Annotated in this window: 26 protein-coding genes; 7 read left to right on the forward strand and 19 right to left on the reverse strand. The window is 44.4% G+C overall.

Annotation, left to right across the window (positions count from 1 at the left end):
• Positions 1–14: 14 nt before the first annotated feature.
• From RLN88_RS11265 to RLN88_RS11290, 6 genes are all read right to left on the reverse strand, one after another.
• A complete protein-coding gene (locus RLN88_RS11265; protein WP_350221505.1) occupies positions 15–1,742 on the reverse strand; it encodes a SulP family inorganic anion transporter in 1,728 nt (575 codons plus the stop codon).
• Positions 1,743–1,848: 106 nt separating this feature from the next.
• On the reverse strand, positions 1,849–3,000 hold the full coding sequence (locus tag RLN88_RS11270) for a tetratricopeptide repeat protein (RefSeq protein WP_350221506.1): 1,152 nt from the start codon (positions 2,998–3,000) through the stop codon (positions 1,849–1,851).
• A 15-nt stretch (positions 3,001–3,015) separates the two neighbouring features.
• Positions 3,016–5,547: a DNA gyrase subunit A gene (gyrA, locus tag RLN88_RS11275; RefSeq protein WP_350221507.1), complete on the reverse strand. Its 2,532-nt coding sequence runs from the start codon at positions 5,545–5,547 to the stop codon at positions 3,016–3,018.
• Positions 5,548–5,655: 108 nt separating this feature from the next.
• Entirely contained in the window at positions 5,656–6,747 is a 1,092-nt protein-coding gene (locus tag RLN88_RS11280; protein ID WP_350221508.1) for a hypothetical protein, read from the reverse strand.
• Positions 6,748–6,852: 105 nt separating this feature from the next.
• On the reverse strand, positions 6,853–7,806 hold the full coding sequence (locus RLN88_RS11285) for an FKBP-type peptidyl-prolyl cis-trans isomerase (RefSeq protein ID WP_350221509.1): 954 nt from the start codon (positions 7,804–7,806) through the stop codon (positions 6,853–6,855).
• A 31-nt stretch (positions 7,807–7,837) separates the two neighbouring features.
• Positions 7,838–8,449 (reverse strand): hypothetical protein, encoded by a 612-nt coding sequence (locus RLN88_RS11290; protein WP_350221510.1) that lies wholly within the window; start codon positions 8,447–8,449, stop codon positions 7,838–7,840.
• Between the two features lie 108 nt (positions 8,450–8,557).
• Between RLN88_RS11290 and RLN88_RS11295 the strand changes: the two genes are divergently transcribed.
• Positions 8,558–8,851, forward strand: a complete 294-nt coding sequence (locus RLN88_RS11295) for a thiamine-binding protein (protein WP_350221511.1) — start codon at positions 8,558–8,560, stop codon at positions 8,849–8,851.
• Positions 8,852–8,854: 3 nt separating this feature from the next.
• Here the strand turns inward: RLN88_RS11295 and RLN88_RS11300 are convergent, their stop codons facing one another.
• The 8 genes from RLN88_RS11300 to arsM all read right to left on the reverse strand — a co-directional run bounded on the left by RLN88_RS11300 (position 8,855) and on the right by arsM (position 18,582).
• The gene (locus RLN88_RS11300; protein WP_350221512.1) at positions 8,855–10,234 is read right to left on the reverse strand and encodes a COG3014 family protein; all 1,380 of its coding nucleotides are present in this window, start codon (positions 10,232–10,234) and stop codon (positions 8,855–8,857) included.
• 72 nt (positions 10,235–10,306) lie between these two features.
• Positions 10,307–10,891: a penicillin-binding protein activator LpoB gene (locus RLN88_RS11305; RefSeq protein ID WP_350221513.1), complete on the reverse strand. Its 585-nt coding sequence runs from the start codon at positions 10,889–10,891 to the stop codon at positions 10,307–10,309.
• A gap of 42 nt (positions 10,892–10,933) precedes the next feature.
• Positions 10,934–13,300 (reverse strand): TonB-dependent receptor, encoded by a 2,367-nt coding sequence (locus tag RLN88_RS11310; RefSeq protein WP_350221514.1) that lies wholly within the window; start codon positions 13,298–13,300, stop codon positions 10,934–10,936.
• Between the two features lie 4 nt (positions 13,301–13,304).
• Positions 13,305–13,958: a ribulose-phosphate 3-epimerase gene (gene rpe / locus RLN88_RS11315; RefSeq protein WP_350221515.1), complete on the reverse strand. Its 654-nt coding sequence runs from the start codon at positions 13,956–13,958 to the stop codon at positions 13,305–13,307.
• A complete protein-coding gene (locus tag RLN88_RS11320; protein WP_350221516.1) occupies positions 13,958–15,622 on the reverse strand; it encodes a S8 family serine peptidase in 1,665 nt (554 codons plus the stop codon). The genes rpe and RLN88_RS11320 overlap by 1 nt, the downstream gene beginning before the upstream one ends.
• Positions 15,612–16,370 carry a hypothetical protein gene (locus RLN88_RS11325; protein WP_350221517.1) on the reverse strand — a complete coding sequence of 253 codons (759 nt, stop codon included), beginning with the start codon at positions 16,368–16,370 and terminating at the stop codon, positions 15,612–15,614. Before RLN88_RS11325 ends, RLN88_RS11320 begins: the two co-directional genes overlap by 11 nt.
• Positions 16,370–17,488 (reverse strand): tRNA 2-thiouridine(34) synthase MnmA, encoded by a 1,119-nt coding sequence (gene mnmA, locus RLN88_RS11330; protein WP_350221518.1) that lies wholly within the window; start codon positions 17,486–17,488, stop codon positions 16,370–16,372. Before mnmA ends, RLN88_RS11325 begins: the two co-directional genes overlap by 1 nt.
• 122 nt (positions 17,489–17,610) lie before the next feature.
• Positions 17,611–18,582, reverse strand: coding sequence for an arsenosugar biosynthesis arsenite methyltransferase ArsM (gene arsM / locus RLN88_RS11335; RefSeq protein WP_350221519.1), 972 nt, complete (start codon positions 18,580–18,582; stop codon positions 17,611–17,613).
• Between the two features lie 200 nt (positions 18,583–18,782).
• Here arsM and RLN88_RS11340 point away from each other — a divergent pair, with 200 nt between their 5' ends.
• Entirely contained in the window at positions 18,783–19,388 is a 606-nt protein-coding gene (locus RLN88_RS11340) for a hypothetical protein (protein WP_350221520.1), read from the forward strand.
• Here RLN88_RS11340 and RLN88_RS11345 read toward each other — a convergent pair.
• Positions 19,385–21,151, reverse strand: a complete 1,767-nt coding sequence (locus RLN88_RS11345) for an ATP-binding protein (protein ID WP_350221521.1) — start codon at positions 21,149–21,151, stop codon at positions 19,385–19,387. The two genes, RLN88_RS11340 and RLN88_RS11345, sit on opposite strands and share 4 nt — an antisense overlap.
• A 92-nt stretch (positions 21,152–21,243) precedes the next feature.
• Between RLN88_RS11345 and RLN88_RS11350 the strand changes: the two genes are divergently transcribed.
• Positions 21,244–21,750: a 3'-5' exonuclease gene (locus tag RLN88_RS11350; protein WP_350221522.1), complete on the forward strand. Its 507-nt coding sequence runs from the start codon at positions 21,244–21,246 to the stop codon at positions 21,748–21,750.
• On the opposite strand, the gene RLN88_RS11355 is transcribed toward RLN88_RS11350, so the two are convergent.
• The 3 genes from RLN88_RS11355 to trmB all read right to left on the reverse strand — a co-directional run bounded on the left by RLN88_RS11355 (position 21,747) and on the right by trmB (position 23,949).
• Positions 21,747–22,691, reverse strand: coding sequence for a LysR substrate-binding domain-containing protein (locus RLN88_RS11355; protein ID WP_350221523.1), 945 nt, complete (start codon positions 22,689–22,691; stop codon positions 21,747–21,749). The genes RLN88_RS11350 and RLN88_RS11355 overlap by 4 nt on opposite strands.
• A gap of 56 nt (positions 22,692–22,747) precedes the next feature.
• Entirely contained in the window at positions 22,748–23,209 is a 462-nt protein-coding gene (locus tag RLN88_RS11360; protein WP_350221524.1) for a heme-binding domain-containing protein, read from the reverse strand.
• A gap of 62 nt (positions 23,210–23,271) precedes the next feature.
• Positions 23,272–23,949, reverse strand: coding sequence for a tRNA (guanosine(46)-N7)-methyltransferase TrmB (gene trmB / locus RLN88_RS11365; protein WP_350221525.1), 678 nt, complete (start codon positions 23,947–23,949; stop codon positions 23,272–23,274).
• A gap of 6 nt (positions 23,950–23,955) precedes the next feature.
• Here trmB and RLN88_RS11370 point away from each other — a divergent pair, with 6 nt between their 5' ends.
• On the forward strand, positions 23,956–24,483 hold the full coding sequence (locus tag RLN88_RS11370) for a hypothetical protein (RefSeq protein WP_350221526.1): 528 nt from the start codon (positions 23,956–23,958) through the stop codon (positions 24,481–24,483).
• Between the two features lie 130 nt (positions 24,484–24,613).
• On the opposite strand, the gene RLN88_RS11375 is transcribed toward RLN88_RS11370, so the two are convergent.
• Entirely contained in the window at positions 24,614–25,015 is a 402-nt protein-coding gene (locus tag RLN88_RS11375) for a transposase (protein ID WP_350221527.1), read from the reverse strand.
• A 368-nt stretch (positions 25,016–25,383) separates the two neighbouring features.
• On the opposite strand from RLN88_RS11375, the gene RLN88_RS11380 reads away from it, so the two are divergent.
• The 3 genes from RLN88_RS11380 (at position 25,384) to RLN88_RS11390 (ending at position 26,734) form a co-directional block, all read left to right on the forward strand.
• Positions 25,384–25,974 carry an EF-hand domain-containing protein gene (locus tag RLN88_RS11380; protein WP_350221528.1) on the forward strand — a complete coding sequence of 197 codons (591 nt, stop codon included), beginning with the start codon at positions 25,384–25,386 and terminating at the stop codon, positions 25,972–25,974.
• Between the two features lie 147 nt (positions 25,975–26,121).
• Positions 26,122–26,403, forward strand: coding sequence for a hypothetical protein (locus RLN88_RS11385; RefSeq protein ID WP_350221529.1), 282 nt, complete (start codon positions 26,122–26,124; stop codon positions 26,401–26,403).
• Entirely contained in the window at positions 26,393–26,734 is a 342-nt protein-coding gene (locus RLN88_RS11390) for a helix-turn-helix domain-containing protein (RefSeq protein WP_350221530.1), read from the forward strand. Before RLN88_RS11385 ends, RLN88_RS11390 begins: the two co-directional genes overlap by 11 nt.
• The last annotated feature ends 9 nt before the right edge of the window (positions 26,735–26,743 follow it).

Genomic DNA, 26,743 nt, shown 5'->3' on the forward strand with positions numbered 1-26,743 from the left:
GTTTGTAATATTTGTTACCCTTTTATATTGGTCTGTAGTGTCACTTTTTTAAATGGATCTTTGGTGTTGGTCAGGGCATTGTCCAATGCTTCATTGATACTTAAAAACAGGTTATTTTTTCCTATGGCTTTTGTCAGACCATTTTTTTTCATTGTATCCCTTACCGGCCCTATCACGTCACAAAAAACCAGCCTCACCCCTTTCTGGTTCAGCAAATCCAGAATTTCATGGATTCCTTCGCTGGCGGATGCATCCAGGTGACTCACCGGTCCGGCATCCACGATGATCTCTTTCAGTTTGTCATTTGTGTGAATCAATTTTTGGATGTACTCTTTAATTCCCTGGATGTTGATGAAACTAAGGGGTGCATCGATCCGGATGATGACGAGACCTTCCCATGTTTCCAAATTGGAAAACCGAGTCACATTTCGAAATTCGTGATGTCCTTTGATTCGTCCCAACTGAGCAATATGCGGGTATGCGGCACGATATAGAAAAAGTAATATGGAACTGATGATGCCGGTAACTATACCCGTCACCATTCCGATGTTGAGGGTCACCAGAAAAGTGAGCAGTAGAATCGAAAACTCCTTTTTATTGTGCTTCCAGAGCTTTTTAGCATATGCAAGATCAAACAGATTGCTGACTGCCACTATGATTATCGCAGCGAGAATGGCGTGCGGAAGATAGTAGAATATTGGTGTGAGAAACAGCAGTGTCAGAGCAACAATGGATGCGCTAATCACCGAAGCAAGTGGTGTCCTTGCTCCTGCCTGATCATTGACGGCTGTTCGGGAAAACCCGCCAGTTACAGGGTATGATTGGAAAAGTGATCCGACAAAATTGGCCAGTCCCAATCCGATCAGTTCCTGGTTTGGCAGCACCTTGTGACCCCTTCGTTTAGCTTCGATTGTCTTGGCAATAGAAAAGCCTTCCATGAATGCTACCACTGAAATGGTAAATGCCAGAGGTATTAGTTCGGAATATTTTCCCAAGGATATATCAGGAGTTCTAAAAGTTGGAAGGCCTTTCGGGATGTCTTTTACAATACTGACTCCCAATTGGTTAAGTCCTGTTAGATAAACTACTATGGTAGCGATGGCTACAACTACCAGGGAAGAAGGAATCTTTGGATGAATTTTCTTCAACATCAGCATGACTAGTATACCCCCAACACTGGTCAGCAAGGTTAGTACGTGTGTTTCGCCTAGCTGGCCGAAGGAGTTCATCACTACTTCATAGAATCGATTGCTTGAGGGAATACCCACCCCAAGCAAATATTTGAGTTGGCTTAGCCCGATAATCAATGCTGCTGCTGAAGTGAACCCACTAATAACCGGTTTTGAAAGCAGATTGGCAATGAACCCAAGCTTAAAGGAACCAAGCAGAATCTGAAAGATGCCAGTAAATGTGGCAAGCAGGATGGCGAAAGCAATATAGGTGTCAGTACCTTCTGCTGCTATGAGAGAAACCCCTGCGGCTACCAGCAAGGAATCCATAGCTACGGGACCAACGGAGAGACTTCTAGACGTACCAAAAATAGCATAGATTACCTGAGGAACAATGGAGGCATACAAACCATAGACTGGCGGTAGCCCCGCAATGAGTGCATAGGCCATTCCCTGAGGAATGAGCATTATACCCACTGTAATTCCTGCGAATAGGTCTCCTTTTAGATCTTCCTTCTTATATCCTGTAAGCCAGTCCAGGATGGGGAAAAGTCGAACCAGGAGATTTTTCATAAGCCTCTAAAATAAAGATTGGAGCAGATACCAAAAGTAACTTTTGTTACCTCAAACAAAAAAAGCCGATCGTTGGATCGGCTTTGGCAATTGATTCATTTACAAATTAATTTCCACCCAGGGCATCAAGTTCATCCTGCATTTTCTCCGCTTTGTCATTCATTTTCAATGATGTGTAGATATATGCAAGTGTTTCTAACACAGTTTGATCTTCACTTTTCAGGCTATAAAGTTTTTCCCAGTACGGAAGTGCCTCTTCTAGTTTCACATTGATTTTCGTGGTTAGCTCCTTGTACTTTGTCTCTTGTTTATAACTTAGGGCGTTTCTTTCCTTTATCAACTCGTTGGCTTCATTGAAGGATGCCACACCAATATTGAAATTTGAGTTGAAATGATTTGGATCGATTTCTAAGGCTTTGTTATAGCTTTCCATTGCTCCTTCCTTTTCTCCCAACTCTTCTTTTAAAACACCCAGGCTAAAAAGTAGGTCAGCATTTTCAGGATCGGCAGTAATTGCGTTTTCCAACTCAGCTTTTGCTTCTTCTGTCCTTTCTAGTTGGATTAGCAAGTTGATTTCATACTTCGCAAAATCAACGTCATTTGGATAGGAAGACTTGGCTTTTCTGATAATTTCAAGCCCTCCTTCGAAATCTTCATTTCTAATTGCATAGTTGTATAACTGAAGAAATATAGTTTTATCTCTACTTCCTGCTTCATACGCCTTGTTAAAATTTTCTTCCGCTTTCTCGTCATTACCTGCTGCTACAGATGCAAAAGCAGCATTAAGAATAGCATTGGTGTCACTTGGATTGATATAAAAAGCAGTCTCAAACTTCTCAGCTGCTGATAGAAAATCTTTTAAATTATAATCCGAAAGAGCATCCGTATAATAATGCGCATACCAGCCTTGAATCTTTGAATCTACATTTTCAACTTGTCCAGTAGTAAAGTCTACAGTGCTAAGTGACTTCTGTTCAGGATCTAGCTCAAGGGCTTTATTAAATGCCTCCAAAGCTTCATCAAGCGCTCCTGGTTCGCTATTGGCTGTATCTAAGGCAGCATAAATTTGACCCCTGTAGTACCAGGTCTTTGGATCATCTTTGGTCTTTTCATGCACGATAGCTTCATCAATGATGGTTTTAGCTTCCGCCAATTCTCCATTTTCCAGAGCCGAAAGTGCCTGATTAATTTTTGGCTTTTTCTGTGAGTACCCCGCTATGCAAACCGCAGCTAGTACTAGAGTTAAAAAAGTTCTCATTATACGTCTGTTAAGTTATTCGTTATCTTTTTTGTTTTCATTTTCAGAGGATGGATCTTCCATGTCAGATTCATCGTTTCCGATATTGGAAATTTTTTCTACAGCGGAGATTTCATCCTCTTCATTTAGTTTAATAAGTCGAACACCTTGAGTTGCTCTTCCCATTACCCTGAGATTGTCTACCGACATTCTTATCGCAATTCCTGACTTATTGATAATCATCAATTCATCGCCATCAATCACATCTTTAATTGCTACCAAGGCACCTGTCTTGTCTGTTACATTGAGGGTTTTTACCCCTTTACCACCTCTTTTGGTGATTCTATAATCTTCCAGATCAGATCGCTTGCCATATCCCTTTTCGGATACAACCAACAGGTTCGATGGGTTCTTATAATCAACACAAACCATACCAACGACAAATTCTTTGCTGGTGATGTTCATTCCACGAACCCCGGAGGCCATCCTTCCCATTGATCTCACGTCGGATTCATGGAAATTAATTGCCCGCCCGGTATTACATGCAATCACAATGTGGTTATCACCATCCGTCAGACGAACGTTAAGTAATTTGTCATCCTCTCGGATCGTGATGGCATTTATACCATTTTTTCTGGGACGGCTATATGCTTCCAATGAGGTTTTCTTGATGATCCCTCTCTTGGTACACATTACCAGGAAGTTGTTATTAATGTAATCCGGATCATCCAGTGTCTTGACGTTGATGACCGATCTTACCTTATCCTCCGATTCAATGTTAATAAGGTTTTGAATCGGGCGTCCTTTGGAGGCTTTGCTTCCTTCCGGTAGCTCCCACACCTTGATCCAGAATACTTTACCGAATTCCGTAAAAATCAATAAATAGTTGTGTGCTGAAGCTATGAAAAGGTGCTCAGTGAAATCATCGTCCTTGGAGGTAGCCGCTCTACTACCTACTCCACCCCTTCCCTGGGTGCGATATTCAGTTAACGGTGTTCGTTTGATATATCCCTGATGTGAGATGGTGATCACCATATCTTCATCTGGAATCATGTCTTCTGCCGTAAACTCGTCTGCACTATGCTCAATATCGGAACGTCTCTCGTCACCATAGCGCTCTTTCATCTCCAGAAGCTCATCCTTGATGATCTGCATTCGCTTGCCTTCATCACCCAAAATCTCATTCAGTTCCTTTATGAGTGCCTGTATCTCTTCGTATTCCTTCTGGATTTTATCTCGCTCAAGGCCGGTCAATCGCTGAAGTCGCATATCCAGAATGGCCTTAGCCTGAATCTCCGAGAGACTGAATTTCTCAATCAACCCAATTCTGGCTTCATCCGGATCCTTAGAAGCACGGATAAGGTTGATAACTTCATCCAGGTTGTCTAATGCGATTAAATAGCCTTCCAGAATATGTGCTCTTCGCTCAGCTTCATCCAGCTCAAATTCGGTTCTTCTAACCACTACCTCGTGCCTGTGCTCAACAAAATGCACAATTAAGTCCTTGAGATTAAGGGTTTTCGGTCTACCCTTTACAAGTGCCACATTATTTACACTGAAAGAAGACTGGAGGGCCGTTTGCTTATATAGATTGTTTAGTACAATGTTTGGAATTGCATCTTTTTTAAGGTCATAGACAACTCTCATCCCTTGCTTATCAGACTCATCACGTATATCCGCAATTCCTTCAATTTTCTTTTCATTAATAAGCGCGGCGGTTTTTTCTATCATAGTGGCCTTATTTACCTGATATGGTATTTCAGTCACAATAATCTGTTCCCTGCCCGTGCTTGTAGTATCAAATTCTGCTTTAGCCCTTAGAACTACCCTTCCCCTTCCAGTTTCGAATGCAGCCCTTACACCTTGGTATCCATAGATGGTTGCGCCAGTTGGAAAATCTGGGGCAGTAACATGCAGCATGAGCTCTTCTATGGTGATTTCTCTATTTTCGATGTAAGCAATGGTGCCATCTACTACCTCAGAAAGGTTGTGTGGTGCCATATTAGTGGCCATCCCTACCGCAATACCACTTGCACCGTTCACCAGCAGGTTAGGAATCTTTGATGGAAGTACACTTGGCTCTTCGGTACTATCATCATAGTTTGGCACATAGTCAACGGTATTTTTTCTGATGTCAGCCAGAAGCTCCTCGGAAATTCTCCTCAAGCGTGCCTCTGTATATCTCATGGCTGCAGGTGAATCCCCATCCACCGAACCGAAGTTACCCTGTCCGTCCACGAGTGGATACCGCATAGACCAGTCCTGAGCCATCCTCACCATCGTATCATATACTGCTGTATCCCCATGAGGGTGGTACTTACCGAGCACATCCCCTACAATCCTTGCACACTTCTTATAGGACTTGTTGTAGTTGACCCCCAACTCATCCATACCGTAAAGAATCCTTCGGTGTACAGGTTTTAAGCCATCTCTTACATCTGGTAAAGCTCTCGAAATGATTACGCTCATCGAATAATCGATGTAAGCACCACGCATCTCTTCTTCAATATTTATTGGGATAATATTCTCTTCGGATGAAGCTAAGTTTTCAATATCTCCGTCTGCCATTTATGCTTATTTGGGTTTGCCAAAAATCAACCCGCAATTTAGCGAAATTTTGGGTGAACCCGATGGTTTTTTACCAACAGAATTCACTTTGTTGAGCCCTGCTAGAGCTTAGTTTTTGGTAGGGTTAAGTTTGCGCTTGTTCTTGTTTTTATAACGCCACAGTTTCCGATGGTTTTCTCCTACTTTGGGATTTTGTCGCTTATGGATTGGTTGCCCTCGCACCTCCATTCTTTTGCCAGTCACAGGATCTGTATAAATATGCTTCAATTGCACATGGTCACTCTTCATGGGTGATCGTGGGATATCCGGGATATTGATGCTGATTCCGGCCTGAATGAAAAAGGTCGGGTACTTGTGCTTTACCGAAGATCCATCCGGAATGGCTATGGTGTATGACTTAAAATCAATACTTGGCTTGATAACTACTCTGAAATATTCGGACCAATTGTTCTCAATACTGATTCCGAAGTTGGTGTAAATGCCTCTGGAGATAGCGCCATTGTTAAACTGCTTGCCTGCGCTGATCCTTCCAAATTGGAGTTCGGCCACAAAATCATAGCTCCAAAACTGATAGAACTTATAGCCTACCATACCAAAAAATCTTGAATAGCGAGTGCGTACTGTGTTGGGTTCATAGTTTCGCACCTGGTCGGTAAATGCTGTAGGCTCCAGCCTACGCAGGAAATGAAATTCATAAGAGTAACCCAATCCTACCCTGAATTTGTCAAAATTGTAATGAAGGGACAAAGTGATTGGAATTCCTCTCGATCCACCTTTAAATCCAAAATCTGTTGTGTCTGTATCAACCAGGAAAGTCTGATCTCCTAACCCCGGATTATACACAGGATTGGATAGATAATCGAATGGTATGGCATAGGGATTTTCCAGGGATGTTTCGAAACCAACCTGGGGGTCGTTTAGCCAATCCGTATACCCGGAAAAAGTGCTACCCAGGTTTTCGATTTCATTGGAGAAGATGAACTGATTGCCAGCATCCTGATAAAAGTACACTCCGCTGAGTTGGTGAGAATAGCTTGTAATCCCGATACCTGTTGTAGCTGTGATGCTGAATTTGTTGAGAAAAACTTTAACAGGATTTCTGTAGATGTCATATTTCTCATAGATATCCTGTGTCATGCCTTTGATTGATGAAAAGCAGAGAATAATCAGAAATCCATATCGTTTGGTAGCGGCGAGCAAATCTTCCCAAATTTACATGGTATCCGTGAGATAGTAGTGACCAAAACCTGTCCAGAGATTTCCCAATATTATTGACCTAATTATTTTGAAAATTATCCTCATTCACTAATCAATTCTGCTAATCTGAAAAAGTAAAGTACTGTATGGAGGTATTGAGGTAACGTAATCAGGAATGATGCCATCTTCGACAAGGTCTCCTGAAATGAAAGCCGGAATCACCAAAGCGCTCTCCCGATACGCCTGAGAGGACGGGATCAAGATCAACGCCTGCTCCCCTGTTTGCATCAGGGATACGCCAAATTCAAAGCCAACTAACAATTCCCTCGGCTGACCGGAACCATAAATCCATTCAAATCCAGAATCTGCGCCAAACGGACTATCATCAATAAATCTTCCAGAATAGTCTACAACGATCGTGTCTCCATTTAATGGTATGGAGCCTGTTCCCACCCTTTGCCTCTTATATGAAATCCCCGAGGCTGAAAACTGCTCCACAGGATCTGTAGGGTTAGCTACCACATCATTCAAATTATTGTCTGATATGTAATCATCGATAGCCGTAATTTCCTGAGCGAATAGGTCATTTTCATTGTGCACCCCCACAAGTTCAATCTGGAGATTGGCAATCAGGTTGGGGTTTATCGCTCCTGAAGTAAGGTCTGCATACGCCTGATCGGGTGGCAAAATGAAATGATAAGTCTCTCCAACCCGCATCTGCGTGACGCTGAAATCCACCCCTATTGGATAGACGGCATTGGCTCCTACCTTGAAGATCAATGAATCGCCATCGGATCGCTGGTGGCTGGCGATGGTATTGCCATTCAAATCCTGAAGTATATAGTAGATAGCAGTCACACTGCCATTTGTGACGGGGGCTCCAGCGGGATTGGTGACTTCCTCATACGCATAAATGCCTGTATTGTCATCCCTGCTTGCAGTAATGTTCATGGTGTCCAGCCATGCCTGGATTTCTTCATCCGCTGAGGTAGTGGTCACGTCATCGCTACCACAAGCAGATATCAGGTAGATAAGTATGAGTATGGCTAACGATCTTTTCACTACTTCCAACAACGTCTTAAGTGAACGAAGATTATTGGAACGTTTTACAAAACATCTGAAAAACCGGCACACGATCAAGTTCCAGTTTTTCTCCAATCAGCAACATCCGCTGGTATTCCTCCTTGCCTACCTTATGATTCTGATTAATGATATCTTCATCGTTTTCCAGGAAGAAGCTGGCGATGAAACGAATGAGCAGGTATGGAGAGTGCAATACTGCCTGCCGATATTCCTGATAGTTGACTTCTCCCTTTTTCTCTACTGGAGCCTGTACCAGTGTATCTAATCCGCAGGTCACTTTGATGGTCTTCTTGAGGACATCCATGAACTTATCAGACCAGTTGTAATAGTTTTTGATCAAAAACTTCATGGCATAAATCACGGGATCCTTTTTCATGAAATAGCCGCCCTTAGATAGCTTCCGGGCTTTTTTGTTGAGCGCCATTTCCTCAAAAAGCGTAATTTTTCCATCTGCCATGGCTATACCAATGGTTGGTGCCATAATGATCAATGAAAAGAAATCATCGTCGCTAATTTCAAGATAAGGTGCCTCTGTTTTAAGGAAATCCCTTTTTAATGTGATAGTAGCCTCCTTTACTTCAGGATACTCCAACATTGACTCAATTTCGTACTCGGTGAACATGCTTAGGGGTTGGTTATTTACAAGCCTCAAAATAAAGCCTTTTAACTAAATAGGGAAAAGTTCTGAGGCAGAACTTAAGAGAATTATTTTCGCAGGAAAGACAATGATATGACAGATAAAAACATTCAACTGGCTATTCAGGTGGTGCCGCTTACACGAGACGATAAAGTGTATGAGAAAATTGATGCTGCCATTGAGGTTATCCAAAACTCTGGCGTGGAATATGTGATTACTCCCATGGAGACTGTCATGAAGGGGCCTTACGACAAACTTCAGGAGGTCGCCAGGGCCGCTCAGCAAGCGGTCATAGATGCCGGATGCGAGGAGATGTTGGTGAACATTAAAATGCACATTCGAACCAAATCTGACGTAACGATGGAAGAAAAAAGGCTGGACAGGTAACCCTTAGAAGGCCACTTTGCTTTCCAGCGACTGGTAGGATTGGAACTGTGTTTTTCCTTTTACACCATTGAAGGTAAAAACCTGTGTTTCTTCGTTTCTGGGCCCCTCAGTTACAAGTTCGATCCTATTTTCTCCTTCTTTCAATGGGACTCGGGTGTAATGGATACTGTGTGGGATAGTTTGCCAGTTACGTGTGTCTGCCTGCTCGGAAGCAAAATTTACAATACCTACCAGAAAGCCGAGTGTTTCATTTTCTTTTCGCACCTGCTTTTCCACAGTCTTCTTAAGAGCAACGCGCAACAATCCCTTGCCCAGTTCTTCCAGCATGCGCTCCCGTAGGGTTTTGAAAGCAATGGCATTGATATCTTCTGCCTTGTCTAAAGGGTGTACCTGACTTCCTGTCTCGAGACGGGCAGAAATAAAGTAGGGCTCGCGCTCTACATATTTTGGAAAGGCGACACGGGTTCCGGTTAAATCAGTGATGCTTGCATTTCCACTTTCATTGGTATCATAAAAAAATGGAAAGTTGAGACCATATTCCTCATTTTGAAAGAAGATCTGTCCCCCATCTCCTTTCACCGCCACAAAGTTTATTGACCATTCGTCCTTTACCGGCGCGAGTCCATTATGCCAGAAGAAAATCAGGTCACCTCCCGCCGGTAAGGCGGCATCATATTCCATCCCAAATGCTTCGCTGTACCGATCCAAATCCTCAGGAAAGCCAGCTAGTGAAGCGGTTCTGAGCAAATCCTTCTTTAGCTGATCCGGCACATTTAGGCCAAACATTTCAGCATATTCATTTTGATAAATCTCCAGGGAATTTCGGTAGGCAATGAATGCATTATTATAATCACCTGCTGCATCATAGATGATACCCATGAGGGTATGCACGAATGCATCCTTCTGGTATTTGTTCTCCGAAATGTACTTATCTCCAAGCTCATATAGCCTTTGGTTAAGCCTTCTGCACTCTACCAATGCAGACTCATAATCATCCATTTTCAGGAAGTTGAGCGCCTTATAATACAGAAGCATCAGATGCTCATGATCTTCACCCGGATACACGATCAGGTTGGGATTCAGGAAATAGGAAGCCGCAAAATTCAGGTAATTGTTGTGATAGTCTTCACCGAAAAGGTAAGCCTGCTCCAGCCAGTTGTTGCTCTCCTGATAATTACCCAGCAGATGCTCCACTACACCCTGGTTGGCATAATATAGAAAACGGGTTTTGCTTTTGCTTGCCTTTTTGTTTTGATCCAGAAGATTTGCCGCTTCCTCTATTTTTCCCTGCTCAAAACTCTTGTTGAATTCATAGTTGAGCTCGTAAAACGAGGCACAGCCTGAAAGTCCTAGCAGGACTACCATCAATATGAGGTGATTCATCCGCATAAGCGTGGTGACAGTGGTTTGGGAAAAGGGTCAGAAACTGACCCTTTTAAAAATGACTATGGACTTTTAGTTCTTGATGTATTTTTTGATCTCCTTGTCACCCAACCACACTTTCTCGTTGGTCTCGATGTTGGTCAGCTCAAGGTTCACTTTGTAGTTCACCACTTTTTCCTTCTTATAAGAATCAGTGACTGCAGTGATCACACCAAACATCATAAAGTCTGCTCCAAGCTCTTTGCCCCACTGAGCCTGAGTTTCAGGAGACGCAAATTCACCTTGCTCAGCTCGTTCCTCTCTGAGTTTTTCACGGAATACAGAGTTGGAAACCACTCTCACGAAACCTGAGTTGATAAACTCTCTTTCAATGTCTTTGATAAATGTCTCGGATTCGATGTGCTCAGCACTCTTATTTTGAACATATCCGACAATTACAACCGGTTTTCTGTCATTTCCAATTCGGAAGTCATTGTGCCATGGTCTTCCCGTCACATCCTGGATCATTTCTTCAGCTACCAGCTTAGAGTCTGTGTCGTTCCACCTACCACTAAGATCTACCTGTTGGTCGGGGTTGATTCGGGTCACTTGTCTGGTGCAGGATGCCAACACGATAACTGCAAGTACTATTGAGGATAATTGAGTGATTCTTTTCATTTTCATTGCTATTTGATAAAACAAAGATAGGTGAACCTACACCTAAAAATCTGCTGAAATCCTGAAATTCAAAAACCTTGCCGATAATGAATTCGGGATCGCTAATTGTGCACCGGTAACATCCTGAATCCAGGAGTATGACAAAGTATTATCTGCTCCAAGCACGTTCAGTACTTCGGCTCTTAACCAAAAGGTTTTCAGATACTTATGATTCTTTAATTCAAATGATTTTGAAAGCCCCAGATCTACTCGATAGTATTCATCACCAGAAAAAATATTTCTTGCATTTATTTCATTGGGTGGCCCCAGCGGATATCCGGATCCAAATACAGTGTTCACATAGACGCGCATCGTTGGGTCATTAGGCAGGTGATCTTCGAAGTAGAAAGCCAGGTTGATTCGCTGATCCAAGGGCCTGCGAATGTACCCTTTCTCATCTTCGGCTATATCTTCCTGCGTATTGAGGATGCCAAGACTAAACCAGGATTGTGTTCCGGGGATAAACTCGCCATTGATTCGAAAATCGAATCCATAGGCAAAAGCCGTGGCGTCATTGTTTGCAAAGTACCGCAGGCGTACATTGTCAATGTCGTATGCAATCACATGATCCAACTTCTTATAATAGGTTTCGAAACTGAACAGGAAGGGTCGATTCCACCAATTGAACACCCGCTCCATGGCAGCAATAATATGGATGGACTGCTGTGCTTTCACATCCTCCCTAATATCACCGGAGCGATCACGAAGCTCCCGATAAAAGGGTGTCTGGCTGTATTTTCCGATTGAAAACCTGAAGGAAGTTTCGTTTTCCCATTTAGGCTTGAAGCGATAGATCAGCCGTGGGCTAACTAATGTTTCTCCGTTGTAGTCCAGATGATTCACCCGTGCACCAACATTTACGGCATGCATGGAGTCTTTCGTAAAAATCGTGGTTTGTAGGTATCCTGTGATGGTGTTTGTCCTTAGCTCAAGGCTATTAAATGCGCTTTCATTCAGGCTTACAAAACCGGCAGAATCCAGAAAGGCATATTCATTGAGCTCATCGTCAATGACGTTCCGATTATAACCTACTCCTGCTTCCAGGATTGACCAATCAGATAGCAGATATTCATTTCTCCATTCTGCATTGTAAATCTGGGCTTCCAGCTTATTTCTACCATAATTGAAGTTTGTACCTATTCCCCGGACAACCACGCATTCATTGAAACTATTGGATCCCGGATTGTTGTCTACATCACATATCCGATAGGCTCCTTCCACATTGTAATTTTCCCTCTCGGAAGCGTACACCCCTGAAACTATCCATCGACTCAAAAACTTGTCTGACCAACGATGAGACAGGTTTATTCCACTCTGATAGGTGTCATAGTCAAGTTCTTCGCGCCCTTCAAAAGCAGTCTGGATTCTAAGATTTTGAGAGACAGATCCAAACTCGGTAGTCTGAGATTCCGGTAACGTCAGGTATCTGTTTCGACCATAGGCCATGAGCCAGTTGAGTTTGGTGCGGTTAATCTGATCACTCCCTTTTCCAGTCAGATCGAATGTGAGCAAAGCCTGTGCATCGGTATAAGATGGTAAATATTGACCGTTGGTTTCTAGTGTATTCAGGAGATAGCGAGAGTCCCTGTGACGTGCACCAAACAGGTACTGTACATCATCATTGATCCGGTTTCCAATGTAAGCCGAACCGCCCAGTAGGCCGACATTTAGCTGCCCTTCGAGTGATTCCGGTTCCTTGTAGTCAATATTTAATGAGGAAGAAAGCTTGTCGCCATATTTGGATTCCCACCCTCCTGCGTAGAAATTGATGTCGCCAACCAGGTCGGGATTTACAAAGCTGAGTCCCTCCTGCCTGCCGGCATTTGAAAGAAACGGGCGATAGACCGGAATGTCATTTACATACACCAGGTTCTCGTCAAAATTCCCACCTCGCACATTATATGCCGATGATAGCTCATTATTGCCAGCAACCCCGGGTAAGGTAAGCAGCACCTTATTGAAGTCTCCGAATGCTGACGGCAGATTCTTGGCTGACTTAGGGTCAATCTTTGTTGCAGGGTTGATCATGTCCCGCTCCCGCTCACCTTCTACCTGCACATCGTCCAGCCGGGTGGCGCTGGGCCGCATGGTGACCGTGAAATCACCGACTCCAGTGGGGATATCAGACAGTTCATACGAACCATATTGGACATGGGAGAAAATGAGGTCATACGTACCGGAATCCAGCTCCAGCATAAAGTAGCCGTCCATATTGGCAATAGTTCCTACAGATCTATCTGATTTTAGGATGACATTGACCGCCGGAATGGGTTCGCCATTTTCGTCCACAATTCTGCCCTCAATGAAATCAGACTGAGCGAATATGAATGAAGGTATTGCAAGAAGCAACGTTAGAATTAACCCCTTCAAAGGACTAGGCTTTTTTGAGATTGGCGATGGTTTGGGCTGGGTCATCAGATTTAAAAACGAAACTTCCGGCCACAAGCATATCTGCACCTGCCTCAAAAAGTTGACCTGCATTCTGATCATTCACTCCCCCATCGATCTCGATGATGATTTCAGGGTTGATCTCATTTACCATCTTTTTCAGCTTCCTCGTTTTTTCAAAGATGGTTTCGATGAACTTCTGACCACCAAAACCCGGATTTACAGACATGAGCAATACCAGATCAACATAAGGTAGAATCTCTTCCAGGGCACTCACCGGCCGATGTGGATTAATAACCACCCCTGCCTTTGCGCCAAGCCTTCTGATCTCGGTAACCGTGCGATGCAGGTGCCTGCAAGCTTCCTCGTGCACCGTGATGATTTCTGCCCCGGCCTTCATGCAGTCTTCCAGGTACGGGTCTGCATGCTCTATCATCAGGTGAAAGTCCATCGGCTTCTTTGCGTGCCTGTGAATGGCTTCACAAACAGGAAAACCAAAAGAAATGTTTGGAACAAAAACTCCATCCATAATGTCAATGTGGATGTAGTCTGCCTGGCTGTTGTTGAGCATCTCTACTTCTGCCTGCACATTTGCAAAATCAGCAGCTAGAAACGAGGGGGCAATTAATCTTTGGGACATTAGAAGTTGAGCAGTTTGACGATCTTTTGATTATTTCCTATTTGCAAGAATAAGAAATAAACTCCTTGTTGACTACCATCAATGTTCAATTCCATGTTTTCTTTGATGTCATTCCTTTTGAATTCCTGATTGAAGATCAATGAACCTTTTGGGTCAAGGATTTTGATCTGCATGCCTTCTTTGAACTCACCATCTGTAATTAGGAACAAGGTATCTCCTCTGAATGGATTGGGATAAAACGTGACTTTGTCTTCCAAAATATCATTCACATTCAGGGCTTTCACATCTTTCGCATAGACGTAATTGGGTACTCCCCATCCCAGTAAAGTGTCCGGTTTATGGTCCTGATGCCCGGAGTTTTTGATGGCGGCAATTACCTCATTGTAAGTCCGCTCCGGATTGGCTTGCCAGATGCATGCAGCAAAGCCAGCAATCAAAGGTGAGGCAAAGCTTGTGCCTCCCCCTCGCTCGATGGCTCCATTTCCCCGCATCACGGCGGTCCCATCGCCAAACGCTGCAATGTCGGGTTTGATACGTCCGTCGGCAGTAGGCCCTATCGAGCTGAATTCTGACCGTTCAAAATTCGGAGTGACGCTCGCAACTGAAAGAATGCGATCTGCATCTGCCGGATGGCTAATTAAGTTTTCCGGTGGATTTCTACGTCCGCTATTCCCGGCGCTTGTCACGATGATCATGCCTTTCCTGGCAGCCATTTCTGCTGCCATTGAGATCACCGCCGTACGTCCATCCAGATCGCTTTTTGAATAATTGTGCTCGGGGATGTCAAAGGTATTGTAGCCCAACGAAGCATTAAGCACATCTGCACCCAGGCTGTCCGCAAACTCTGCGCCCAGCAACCAATTGTATTCTTCCACCCGATCTTCGCTACCGTTTTCTTCCGTGACGCACAAAATGTACTCTGCCTCAGGGGCTATACCGATCAAATCTCCCTCGGGCGATTCATGGTTTGCAGCGATGATGGAGAAAACAGATGTTCCATGATCCCCGTATTGGAAAACATTGCCAGAGTTTCTGACAAAGTCTTTGGTGGCAATGATGCGATCATTTTCCCAGATGTGCTGAAATGGGGAGAATTGGTTTATCCCGGTAAAGCCATTGTCCAGAACTGCTATTCGCATCCCCTGCCCTTTGATATCATCGGTATGCATGTAGAAGGCTCCAAGCATCCCCAGCTGGATATTTGAATCCCCATTTTGAGAGATGGGCGGGTCGAATGAGACCGGATCTGCGGGTATGTTTTGTTCGTAGCTAAGTACCGTGGTGTCGGCAATCAATGCAATGCTGTCAACATATGATAGCTTAGCCACTGCATCTAGCAGCGTGGTGTCCGCATTGACCAGTGCGCCATTCATCCACCGAGAGGTGAAGAACACATCAATCCCTTCATTTCGTAATCCCTGCACATAGCTTGGGTTTACCGGAAGATCCGATTCGTTGATGGCGATCCCCTGCTTCGCCCTTCTATCTATGGCACGCTGTGTAAGAAAGGCACCCGGATTTGAAATGGAGTATGGATAGGCGCTCCCGGATTTATTGGAAAAGTAGATGAAATACCGGTTGACCCGGCTCACTTCTGTATCCTGAGTTTTACCGAGGAAACTCACTGTGATCAAGGCAAGTATGAGTACGTGTCTACTTTTCATTTCCTGTTTCAATTAACATTTGTTTGAGCGATCTCCCACCAATCACTTCCCCCAAATCATCCCCACAATCGCTAGAGGTGCATCTTTTTTGCGTCAGGTAGTCTTTTTCTACCAGTCCAATGCCCCTCACATAGACTTCACTTTTCAGGTCCACGCCGGTTACATTCTCTTCAATATCCTCTATGATCACACGAATGTGATTAGTACCGGAAACTGAGTCAACAATTGATTCACTGAGCGTCTGATAGCGGTATGTATTGGAGCTTCTGCTATTTAAACTATTTCCATCCCATTCTTTCCCTTCGTTTACAGGAAAGGTCAATTTGATCAACGGGATGTTGTTTTCCGTGACAGACAGGTAGTTGGAAGTTCGAACCACTGACCATACTGAGTCACTCTCCCAGTCCTCATTTTCATCCAGTCTCACATCCCTTCGCAGTAAGTAAGTGATTTGATCATTGGAGGGGATTGAATCAAAAATGATTTCCCGAAGCTGAAAAACGGAAGTATCAAATCCGGTCACCAGATACCTGATCTCTTCCACATCATAGATCCGGTATTCACCTACATTCAATGGATAGTAATCATAGCCAAGTGTTTCAGGATTCGCTTCCCGGCTATCGTTGCAGGAAATTGGGAAGGTCAGTAGCATTGTTAAGAACACCCCCATGATGCTGAATCGCTGAACCTTCTCAAGGAAATAATCCCCCTTTGAAGGGGGCAAGGGGGATGTTTGTATTGATCTCATCAATTTTCTCTATTCTGATGAAAGCTTGAGGTAATCCAACCGCCACCAATCACATCGTCTCCTTCATAAAATACGGCAGCTTGCCCTGGCGCAATGGCGCTTACTCCATTTCCAAAGTACACTTTCATGGTATCTCCCACCTGCTCAATAACGGCAGGGTTTCCATTGTCATTGTATCGCACTTTAGTTACAGTGTCCATTCGCTCACCTTCAATGCTGGCATATTTCTGCATGTTCAGCTGCTTTACATACATTCCATCACGACTTAACTCATCGAAAGTACCTAAAACAACCCTGTTCGTATCTTTCTGTATTTCAGTAACATATACCGGATAACCTAAAGCAATACCCAATCCCTTTCGCTGACCTACAGTGTAAAACGGATATCCTTCATGTTGTCCCACCACTTCGCCCGTTCCTTCCAGGATAAATTCCCCGCCAGCCACTTCCTTTTCCAGCTCTGGCACTCTCCTTTTCAGGAATCCACGGTAATCATTGTCTGGCACAAAGCAAATTTCATAAGACTCTGATTTTGATACCAACTCGTAAAACTCGCGCTCCCTCGCCATGTCATAGATTTCCGATTTTTTCAGATGTCCCAGTGGATACTTGGTTCTGCTCAAACTCTCCTGGGAAATACCCCATAGGGCATAGGATTGGTCTTTGTAACCATCCGCCCCTCTGCTTACCACAAACCTGCTATTCTCTTTGCGAATATTAGCATAATGGCCGGTAGCAATAAACTCACAATCCAGCTTATCTGCTCTCCTCAGCAAGGCATCCCATTTGATATGCGTGTTGCACATCACACACGGGTTTGGTGTTCTTCCTGCAATGTATTCATCGGTGAAATAATCGATAACCGCATCTCCAAATTCCTGCCGGATGTCTATGATAAAATGTGGGAAACCGAGATTAACGGCGATGTTTCTCGCGTCGTTGATAGAGTCCAGGCTGCAACAGCCCGTTTCCTTGCTGCTTCCACCGGAGGTCTGATAGTCCCAGGTTTTCATGGTCATGCCTATCACCTCATATCCTTCTTCGTGTAGCATCACTGCAGCCAGTGAGCTATCGATGCCGCCACTCATGGCGACTAAAATTCGTCCTTTTTTACTCATTTGCTTCGTACTTCTGCCGGGTTCACAGCCACGGTTGATACATCAATTCATGCAAAGTTAAGGTGTTGATCAGTTATTTGGTCTATTCTTAATCAATAAACCGTTTAACTAATTAGCCAAACTTAACAACACCCACCCCCATCATAGAAGAAGGTGCTCTCACTTACATAGATGTCTTCATTATTCAACGTGAGCAGGTTTCCTGCTGTCTTATCACAGACAGAAAGTGGCTGGTTGTACATCAGTACATGTCCGGCATGATCATCAAAGTATTCCTGATCTCCAGTGTATATAACCGTCCTACCCGTAAATACACACGGTCCGTCGGCAGGCATGGGATCTTTGATGGCACAGACTTCCACACTTTCAATATGAATCGGTCTATCAGTATCGTAATGCTTTGTATCCAGAATGCGATATGGTCGCCTGGCCCTGATCTCTACAGTACCAAACCCAATATCCGTGATCATGTCCACATACTTTTTCAATGGCAATGCGCCGCTCAGGCACAACCCTCTGAGCTCCGGATCATTCTTCAGGTTTTCAGGCATTTCGTCTTCGCTGACCGGATCTGAGAGGACTAACCTGCCGTGAGGTTTGAGTACGCGATACATTTCACTCAATGCAGTCTTAAGGTCTTCTTCTTTGAAGATATTAAAGAGGCAATTTTGTGCTGCCACGTCAATTGTCCCATCTTCTACCGGAAGGTTTAGCGCATCCCCCTTTCTCAGGCTTACATATTCAGACTTAAACCAGGGGTTCAGCCCCTCAGCTTCTTTGAAGTTTCTGGCAGATGCTTCTAACATTTCATCCACCACATCTACTCCAACCACACCGTCCTTCTGCCTGCTGAAGTAAGCGAACTGGAGTAATTCCATTCCACCACCTACACCGACATAAAGAATTTTTGGATTGTTTACCAGGTCTCGTGGATGCACCGTGCTCCCGCATCCGTAGTTCATTTGTTGCATGATTTTGGGGATGTCTAACCCCGGGAAAGCCCAAATAGGCGTAGTGGTGCAGCACAACCCCACATCCGGTGTTTCAGCTGCTCTTTTGTAGATGTCTTTGGTAATATCTAAGTATGTTTCCATCAGGTAAGTTTGATAAATGCCGAGCGAAAATAGCTTAATTCATTTACGATAGGATCGTATCATTTGGACTTATAAACCCTTTTGTCTTTTCAAAAACTTTTCGAATCTGTTCCAGCATAAAATGGTTTGCTCAAAACAGGAGAAAAATTCCATTTGTTTCACTCAGAAGGTTTTCTTTGCAGTCCAATTCTTTTAAGCCAATGGGACTAAAAACGTTTGTCAAAATCAGCAATATCAATAACCTATCCGATGCGCGGTATTGTGCCGGCATGATGGTGGATGTACTGGGTTTTAATATTGATCCGTCTTCCCAAGCAAGGGTGAGCGAAAGTGATTTTGCTGAAATAACCGAATGGGTGGCGGGCGTAGGATTTGCGGGAGAGTTTCAACGTGCCTCGCTTGAGCAAATCAAGACGGCTATTAAGAATTACCCTGTGGATTATATTCAAATAGCTGATTTGGATCTTGTGGAAGGCGTGAACCTGCTGGGCAAACCAATCATCTTCCAATTATCCATTCATAGCGGTGAAGACCTGGATACCTTAAAATCAAATTTGAGCTATCTGGATGAGTTGGTGAAGATGGTCTGTATTAAGTCCGGCAATCCTGAACTGTTTGATGAGTTGGATGCGCAAATCGGTTACTATAATGGCAACCTCAAATTGCTGAAAGGCTATGGTATTTCTACTGATCCTGCCCTTGCCAAGTTCCCGGGATTGGAACTGGAGGCTACCGAGGAAGAACGACCAGGATTTAAGGATTACGGGCAAATCATGGATGTGCTGGAAGTAATCGAGGAAGACTAAGCTTTTGGCAATTGAATATGAAAGGTAGTCCCACTCCTCAATTCAGTATCAAATGACACCTTACCTCCCATTCGCTCAGTGAACAATTTGACAATGGAAAGCCCCAGGCCGATGGATAATTCCCCTTTGGTAGGCCTGGCGCTCAGGCGCTGATACTTTCTGAAAATCCTCTTCTTATCATCCTCTGACAAACCCGGCCCCTGGTCTTTCACAGATATCTGTACCATCTCACTCCGGGGTTCCGTGGATATTACTACCCTGCTGCTTTCATTGCTATACTTGATTGCGTTCGAGATCAGATTATCTATCACCTGAAGGGTGTACACTTTGTCGGCCTTTACGGTTAAGCTCGATGCTTCGTCCATCTCCAATGCGATTGACTTGTCATCGGCTCGTTGCTGATTCTCATGCACGGATTGCCGGATCACTTCCAGTATATCGAATTCTTCGATTTTGAGATTATGCTTTCCGGTTTCTATGGCATCCACATCCAGAATCTTATTGATGAGCCCTTGCATCTTTTCTGACGACTGGTGCATGAACCCCAAAATCTTCTCTCCCTCCTCACTCAAGTTTTCTTTGGCCTTTAGCATGTCTGCCCCGCCGGACAAAGTAGATAGTGGCGCCCGTAAATCATGAGCAAGTACCTGTATCAGGTTATTCTTTTCTTCATTGAGGTTGCGGAGCTGATTGTTGGTTTCCTCAACCAACCTTTGCTGCTCCAGCAGCTGGCTGGTGTTTTTGGATTTGACCCTGTAGAGCGCATACACCAACATAAGCACCACGGCGATTACCACTATAATCGCGATGAGAATGATGCTGAGCTTGTCCGCATCCTTATCCCGCTGTGCCGCTTCCAAAAGGCGCTCATACTGTGCCTCCTTTTCCCTGTTGGAGAGCACAATTTCCTCTAGTGGCCCAATCTCGGCAGATTTGGAAATCCTGTTGATTATCTCACTTGCATTTTCTCCAAGGTATTTTGTAATGATCCTCGCACGATCTTCCAGAAACCGGGCGCTATTGAAATAATCGTTGACAGGCTTAATCCAATCGCTGTTTTTTGGAAAAATCATCGCCAGCCCTTCCAGCTTTACCGGGAAAAAGAACTGACGTTTCACATTGACGTTGTTATCAACGGCGACTAAAAAATTGGCAATATCCACATATCCGAAACTGTTTCCCTTTCCATCTATTTGGTCTAAAATATTGCCGCTGTTTGTGGCATATTCAATATTGAAATCAACTCCCAGGTTATCCTTCAATCTATTGAGTGCCTCAATCAGCGTGGTGTTTCTGATCGATACAGCCGTTTTTCCTTCCAGCACTTTGCTCAGCTGATACTCCGAAAGTGCCACAGGAATGTCCGCACTGGATACCAGCACGGCAATGTCGGCCATGTATGGCTCAGTAAAATTGAAGGACTGCTGTCGTTGTGGGGTTATGGATAACGATGATGCACCAAAAGTGCCACCCTCTCCAACCCGCACCAACTCCATCACCTCTTCAAAGCTCTTCGTTTCGATCCATTGAAGCTCCAGCTCCACACCATACATGGATTCGAGGTAGGAGGCAAATGAAAGTGCCAAATCATGCTCTATTCCATCTATGATATCCAAGGAATTTCCGATGATGACGTTATTGGGATACCAATAGAATTTGACCGTCCCTTTCTTATTCTTCAGAATTTTTTGCCATGAATCACCATTCGCAGACAGATGGCTCCCGGCAAGGACTAACAAGATTGCAAGAAATAATCTCGGCATAGTGGCGGTTCTTAGCATTTCAAAAATAGATTAGAATATATAAACCTTTGTAATCAAGTGACTTAAGTTTGACGCTGAACTTTAAATCTTCGATGAATCTCGAATCCTTTTCTGCCCTCGACTTTGAAACGGCCACCTGGAATCCGGCAAGCATTTGCCAGGTGGGAATTGTGAGGGTAGAAAATGGTGAAATAGCGGAGCAGGTAAATCGATTGGTGCAGCCCCCGCGAAATGAGTATTTCTACAAGAACATAGAAGTACACGGGATCAAACCCGAAGACACGCTGGATTCACCACCCTTTGAAGAGGTGTGGTTTGACATCCGGCATCTGATAGAAGATCAGGTGGTGGTGGCTCACAATGCGGCTTTTGATGTGAATTGCCTGCAAAATGCACTGGCATATTATGACATAGCCCAGCCGCACTTTGAGGTGCGATGCACACGGATTATTTATCGCAGGGGCCTGGCCTACCTGAGCAAGAAGTACAAAATCCCTCTTCAGCACCATGATGCGCTCAGCGATGCAAATGCATGTGCTCAATTGTACCTCAAGCACCTGAAAAGGCAAGCACTTCCTAAAACAGGCTCGCTCTTTTAGCTTTTCCAGCTTTCCACGATTCCCGGGTCCACCACTTCCCTCCCGTTTTTCTCACGCATGGGCGCTGGCACGCTGGCTTTTATTTGCTCATTTAGGACGTCAAAGAGGTGTTCTTTGCCGGTGAGTTTGCGGGTGACAAACCCCACCTCCCGGACCTTATTCTCCAGCTTGATCAGATTTTGCTCCTGGCGGGTATCCAGGCTTAGGGTGGTCAGCTCCGGCAAGATGGTCGCACCCCCTTTATGATCAACCATCCGGATCAGGGAATCAATGGAGCTGCAGTGATACGTCAGGTGGGCATCCTCCTTTTTGCCCCTGAACGAGCAGATGTCATTGACCTGGTCGCGAAAGCAGTTACCTTCCTCCAGCAGCCAGAGGTCATTCATATCAATGTTGGACACTTTGAGCGATCTCACACCATCCTCAGGATGGTTTTTGTAAAGGAAAAAGGACTCATAGAAGAGCGGCGTAACCACTATTCCCTGCCGATCGATCGGTGTGGAAATGATGCCACCATCCAGATCGCCAAGCCGGATTTTCTGAAGCACCTCTTCGGTGAGCAATTCAAAAACTTCCAGCTTTAATTCGGGGTATTTTTGCAGGAGCGGATCAATAAACAAGGGTACCAGGTAGGGCGATAAGGTAGGGATGATCCCCAACTTTAAAACGCCCCCATACTGACTCCCAAGGGTCATGGCGTATTCCTTGAGCTGCTTGCCGGCCATCACGATCTCCCCGGCTTTCAGGAGAAACTTCAGGCCCTGCTCAGTGGGTGATATCCGCGCCTTGGAGCGATCAAACAAAGCAATACCGATCTCGTTTTCCAGGTTCTTTATCTGAAGGCTGAGGGCAGGTTGTGTCACATTCAGGACCTTGGAGGCCTTGGTGAATGAGCCGAGGCGTTCCAGGGTGAGGGCATATTCCAGTTGATGCAGGTTCATAAGGATCTATTATGCTATTTAAAGAATGATAAAAATAGCATATGAATCCTAAAGGATCATTCTGCCCCCTGCTGCATTTGAGCGGCTAAGCCCTTAGACCATTCAATGAGCAGGTCGCGCTGCTCCTGTGTGAGCTTTGCTTCCGGGTGCATGGGTTGGTAAGACTCCAGCGGCATCTCCCCTTCTCCCACCTCTTCGGCAATTTCCTTAAGCTTATGCACCTTCCTGCGCTTTTCAAAATTGGCCCACTCGGAAAAGTTTAGCTCGTCCCGGCCATGCTCGATGTGCTCAAAAACCCACCAGGAAACAGGCGTAACCCAGGTATACCACGGATACTTTGTTTCCATCGAATGGCAATCATAGCAGGCTGTTCGCATGATGTTTTTGACCTGATCCGGGGCTTCCACATGGAGGAAAATATCATCTGGATTGTCGAATCGAACCTCTGGCTCTGACCCACGAAAAAATTGCAGGACGATTACACAAACAACCAGCAGGAGTAGGATTTTCTTTATCATTTATTCTTCTTTAAAACCGGGCCTAAAATACAAAATCAAACCGAAACAGGTTCCCTTGAGGATCACGCAAATCGAAACTTCATGTACTTGATCTTCTCCCCTTTTTCGGTCCAGATTTTCTCATACTTGGTTTTGATGCCGTGGTGCTCTTCCCACAGTGGGGAATTGTACAGGTCAAAGGTGAACTCATGGTCGCGGATGTCAAACGCTGTGAGCACCTGAAGGGTGTATTCAAACAATTCGGTGTTGTCTGTCTTGAACCGAAACCAGCCCTCAGGCTTCAGGATCTGTCGGTACTTTTCCATGAAGCTTTTATTGGACAGCCTGTGCTTCTCGTCCCGGTCTTTGGGCCGGGGATCGGGGAAGGTGAGCCAAATCTCATCCACTTCATTTTGATCAAAAGCGCTCAATATCTCAATGATATGTATGCGCAAAAAAGCCACGTTATTCAGGTTATTTGCCAGTGCATATTGGCTGCCTTTCCACACCCTGTCCCCTTTTATATCAATGCCCACAAAGTTTTTGTCCGGAAATTCCTCGGCAAGAGAAAGGGTATATTCCCCCCACCCGCAGGCCAGCTCTATCACCAGCTCATGATCATTCCCAAAGAAGGTGCTCCACTTTCCGTGGATGGTCTCAAAAATTTCTTTTCCCGGCTCAATGACATTTTTACTTGCCATATTTTCGGAAAACTTCGTTAACTTATTTTTCTTAGCCAAAGTAATTACCAGTTCAAACAAAAAACTATGAAAGCGATCTCACTTCTAACCACCCTATGCCTTTTTACCTTTTGTGCTTTCTCTCAGGAAGATGAAGCCAGTGTAGTGAAAGCCGTGGATGACCTTACCATCAAATGGGATGCTGAAGCAGAAATGCTGCAAACTTATGAAGGGTTGGGCAACTTTTGCGGGGAATCCCAGTACAGAAAGAAAATCATTGACATGCTGGATGAAATTCACCATTACGACACGCTCCTGTATGGAATAGTGACCCGGAAATTTGCCGCGAATGAAGACGCAGAAGCCAAGCTGACGCTGGACGATATCCAGACGCTGGAAAGCGAGTACACCACCAAGGCCTTCCGTCGGTTTATTCACCAGGAATGCAACACCTACAACGACATAGAAAAGAACCTGGGTGCTGCGGGCGGAAAGGAATACAAGCAGGAAGTAAAAGCACTGGAAACCGAACTGAAGAAATACGTGATTGAGGTGACCAAGCAGATAGACCTGATAGATGAGCATGTGCATCACCTGCACTTGGGTGAGGATTAATAGTTTCAGGTGACTGAAAATTGAGTAAGAAGCTGTCTCAAAAGTGTCATTCTGAACGAATGTGAAGAATCTTTGAATTTTTAAATACGTGAATATCAATCATGCTAGCGCGCGTTTGCAACGCGTGCTTCTAATCTAATAGCTCAACATCCAACAACCCCTTGTGACCGCAATAATCACGCGCTGAACTATATAAATAGTGCTCCGCCTCATCAACCAGCTCTGACTCCACAGGATTGTTATGTATATAGGCTAACTTCTGATCCAGAAACCCGTTCGTTTCGATTTCTTTCGGTTGGTTGCCATCTTGCCAAACTTTATAGTTACTGATGCGCTTCAAATCCTGCCCTGCTTTCCTGAAAGCTTTTAGCAGCCACTCTCTTCTACTTTCATTTATTTGCTCAAGTTCTGCAACAATCGCTTTAGATGTATACTTCTTAAAATCTCTGAAGATTTCTGATAGTTTTTGATCTTTGCTACTGACGATCATGTGCAAGTGGCTGGGCATTAAGCACCAGGCATGAATAGACAAGCCTTTTTCTTTCTAACAATGCTTAAGTGAATTAATCACTACATGCCTTAACTCTTTACGAGTGAAAAGGTCAATCCAATGAACCACCGTGCATGTGACAAAATATAGCCCTTCTTGATTGCCAAACTTGTATTTCTCAGACATGACCTAAAGATAGAACTTCTGTTGCACGCGTTGCAAACGCGCGCTAGCGGTGTAACGATTTCTTAGCATATTTTGATCTGTTTTCGATCTCTTCACTTTATTCCTCAATCCTTCCCTGCCTGCCGCCAGCTTACAGCTCGTACCTATAATGGCTCATTACACCGAAACAACCTAAAAAGTCTCGCCGCTCTTGTATAGATTCGATGCATAAAGTCTAATGAATCGTGCTGATAACCGATACCATACGCAAGTGGATGCTATTCTTCTACCTGATGGATGCCAACAAAGATGGCGTGCTGGAGCCCAGGGATTTTGATGAACTGCTTGAGCGTCTTTACCAAACCCGCAAGGGCCTCTTCAACCCGGCAGAGAAAAGGTACCTGAGGTACATGACCATCAAAAACTTTGACCGGCTGCTCATGGAGTCTGAAGGGAAAGGGCGAAAAATCACCATACACGAATGGATCCGGATCATTAAGCGCTCCAATGAAGGGCGGGAAAAATCATATTTTATTCGGTGGTTTTCTGCCTCGGTGGTTCGGTTCCTCTTTGATCTGTGCGATCACAACAAAGACGGCTTCATTGATTTTGATGAGTTTGAAACGCTCTATCAAATCCTGGGGCTCAACAGAGGGTCCATCATCCATGCGTTTAAAGAGCTGGATATCAACCGGGACGGGAGGTTGAGCAAATCAGAAATGTATGACGCCATCAATGAATACTTCTCTTCCAGCAATGCCACCATCCACAATAGCATCTTCGGGCAGCTGCAATACATCAATGCGGACTACATGCGCAAGCTGGTGACCGGGTAAAGGGAATGAACAGCCTTTTTTATTTTCAATCTCAGAGTCCTAATTAATGCTAGCCATGAGGCAATTCTTTCTTTTCATTCGAGAGTTGACTCACAATGTTTTGATATTTAGATAATCTTACTATCTTTGTAAGATAATCTTACAATTATGATATTAGATATTAAAACTGTAGAGAGGGAGTTGGTTTCTTCAATAGATGAAATCAAAAAGAAATTTAAGCTTGATCACACGATCAATGGAGACTTTATTCCCGGGGCATGTGGTATTCAGAGCCAAATCTTGCTTACGGTAATGGGAAGGATTGCGACTAGACTAGATATTCACATTCCTGACAATTGTTACATATTTCATGACCGCAACAATCGACAACAACTTTCGATCAGAGGTGCAGCTAAGAAACTTTTAACTGTTGTAAAGAATGGAAAATAAACAAACGTTATCCGATAAAGAACAAATTGCACTTCGTCTAAAGCAGGCTCGTAATCAGGCTGGTTTGTCGCAAGACCAGGCGGCTGCTCTAATGAAAATTCCAAGACCTGCCATTTCTGAAATTGAATCCGCAAAACGCAAGGTGACATTGCAAGAGGCTATTCAATTCGCAGATATATACAGAGTTGATAAATCGTGGCTCCTTCTCGAAGATGAAGATCAGGACACGGTTCAAGAAGCGCAAAAAAAGCTAGCCGCGAGGGAGTTAAGTAAGCTTGACCCTGAAGAATTTCAAAAGGTAATGGATTTGCTAAAAATGATTCGTAAATAGTTATTGATT

The sequence above is a fragment of the Ekhidna sp. genome (assembly GCF_040223195.1).
Taxonomy (GTDB): Bacteria; Bacteroidota; Bacteroidia; order Cytophagales; family Cyclobacteriaceae; genus Ekhidna.

Bases quoted from the DNA above. Each gene is read 5' to 3' on its own strand.
- RLN88_RS11265 (WP_350221505.1), bottom strand. From the start codon at position 1,742: ATGAAAAATCTCCTGGTTCGACTTTTCCCCATCCTGGACTGGCTTACA.
- RLN88_RS11270 (WP_350221506.1), bottom strand. From the start codon at position 3,000: ATGAGAACTTTTTTAACTCTAGTACTAGCTGCGGTTTGCATAGCGGGG.
- gyrA (WP_350221507.1), bottom strand. From the start codon at position 5,547: ATGGCAGACGGAGATATTGAAAACTTAGCTTCATCCGAAGAGAATATT.
- RLN88_RS11290 (WP_350221510.1), bottom strand. From the start codon at position 8,449: ATGTTCACCGAGTACGAAATTGAGTCAATGTTGGAGTATCCTGAAGTA.
- RLN88_RS11295 (WP_350221511.1), top strand. From the start codon at position 8,558: ATGACAGATAAAAACATTCAACTGGCTATTCAGGTGGTGCCGCTTACA.
- RLN88_RS11300 (WP_350221512.1), bottom strand. From the start codon at position 10,234: ATGAATCACCTCATATTGATGGTAGTCCTGCTAGGACTTTCAGGCTGT.
- RLN88_RS11305 (WP_350221513.1), bottom strand. From the start codon at position 10,891: ATGAAAAGAATCACTCAATTATCCTCAATAGTACTTGCAGTTATCGTG.
- rpe (WP_350221515.1), bottom strand. From the start codon at position 13,958: ATGTCCCAAAGATTAATTGCCCCCTCGTTTCTAGCTGCTGATTTTGCA.
- RLN88_RS11320 (WP_350221516.1), bottom strand. From the start codon at position 15,622: ATGAAAAGTAGACACGTACTCATACTTGCCTTGATCACAGTGAGTTTC.
- RLN88_RS11325 (WP_350221517.1), bottom strand. From the start codon at position 16,370: ATGAGATCAATACAAACATCCCCCTTGCCCCCTTCAAAGGGGGATTAT.
- mnmA (WP_350221518.1), bottom strand. From the start codon at position 17,488: ATGAGTAAAAAAGGACGAATTTTAGTCGCCATGAGTGGCGGCATCGAT.
- arsM (WP_350221519.1), bottom strand. From the start codon at position 18,582: ATGGAAACATACTTAGATATTACCAAAGACATCTACAAAAGAGCAGCT.
- RLN88_RS11340 (WP_350221520.1), top strand. From the start codon at position 18,783: ATGGGACTAAAAACGTTTGTCAAAATCAGCAATATCAATAACCTATCC.
- RLN88_RS11345 (WP_350221521.1), bottom strand. From the start codon at position 21,151: ATGCCGAGATTATTTCTTGCAATCTTGTTAGTCCTTGCCGGGAGCCAT.
- RLN88_RS11350 (WP_350221522.1), top strand. From the start codon at position 21,244: ATGAATCTCGAATCCTTTTCTGCCCTCGACTTTGAAACGGCCACCTGG.
- RLN88_RS11355 (WP_350221523.1), bottom strand. From the start codon at position 22,691: ATGAACCTGCATCAACTGGAATATGCCCTCACCCTGGAACGCCTCGGC.
- RLN88_RS11360 (WP_350221524.1), bottom strand. From the start codon at position 23,209: ATGATAAAGAAAATCCTACTCCTGCTGGTTGTTTGTGTAATCGTCCTG.
- RLN88_RS11370 (WP_350221526.1), top strand. From the start codon at position 23,956: ATGAAAGCGATCTCACTTCTAACCACCCTATGCCTTTTTACCTTTTGT.
- RLN88_RS11385 (WP_350221529.1), top strand. From the start codon at position 26,122: ATGATATTAGATATTAAAACTGTAGAGAGGGAGTTGGTTTCTTCAATA.
- RLN88_RS11390 (WP_350221530.1), top strand. From the start codon at position 26,393: ATGGAAAATAAACAAACGTTATCCGATAAAGAACAAATTGCACTTCGT.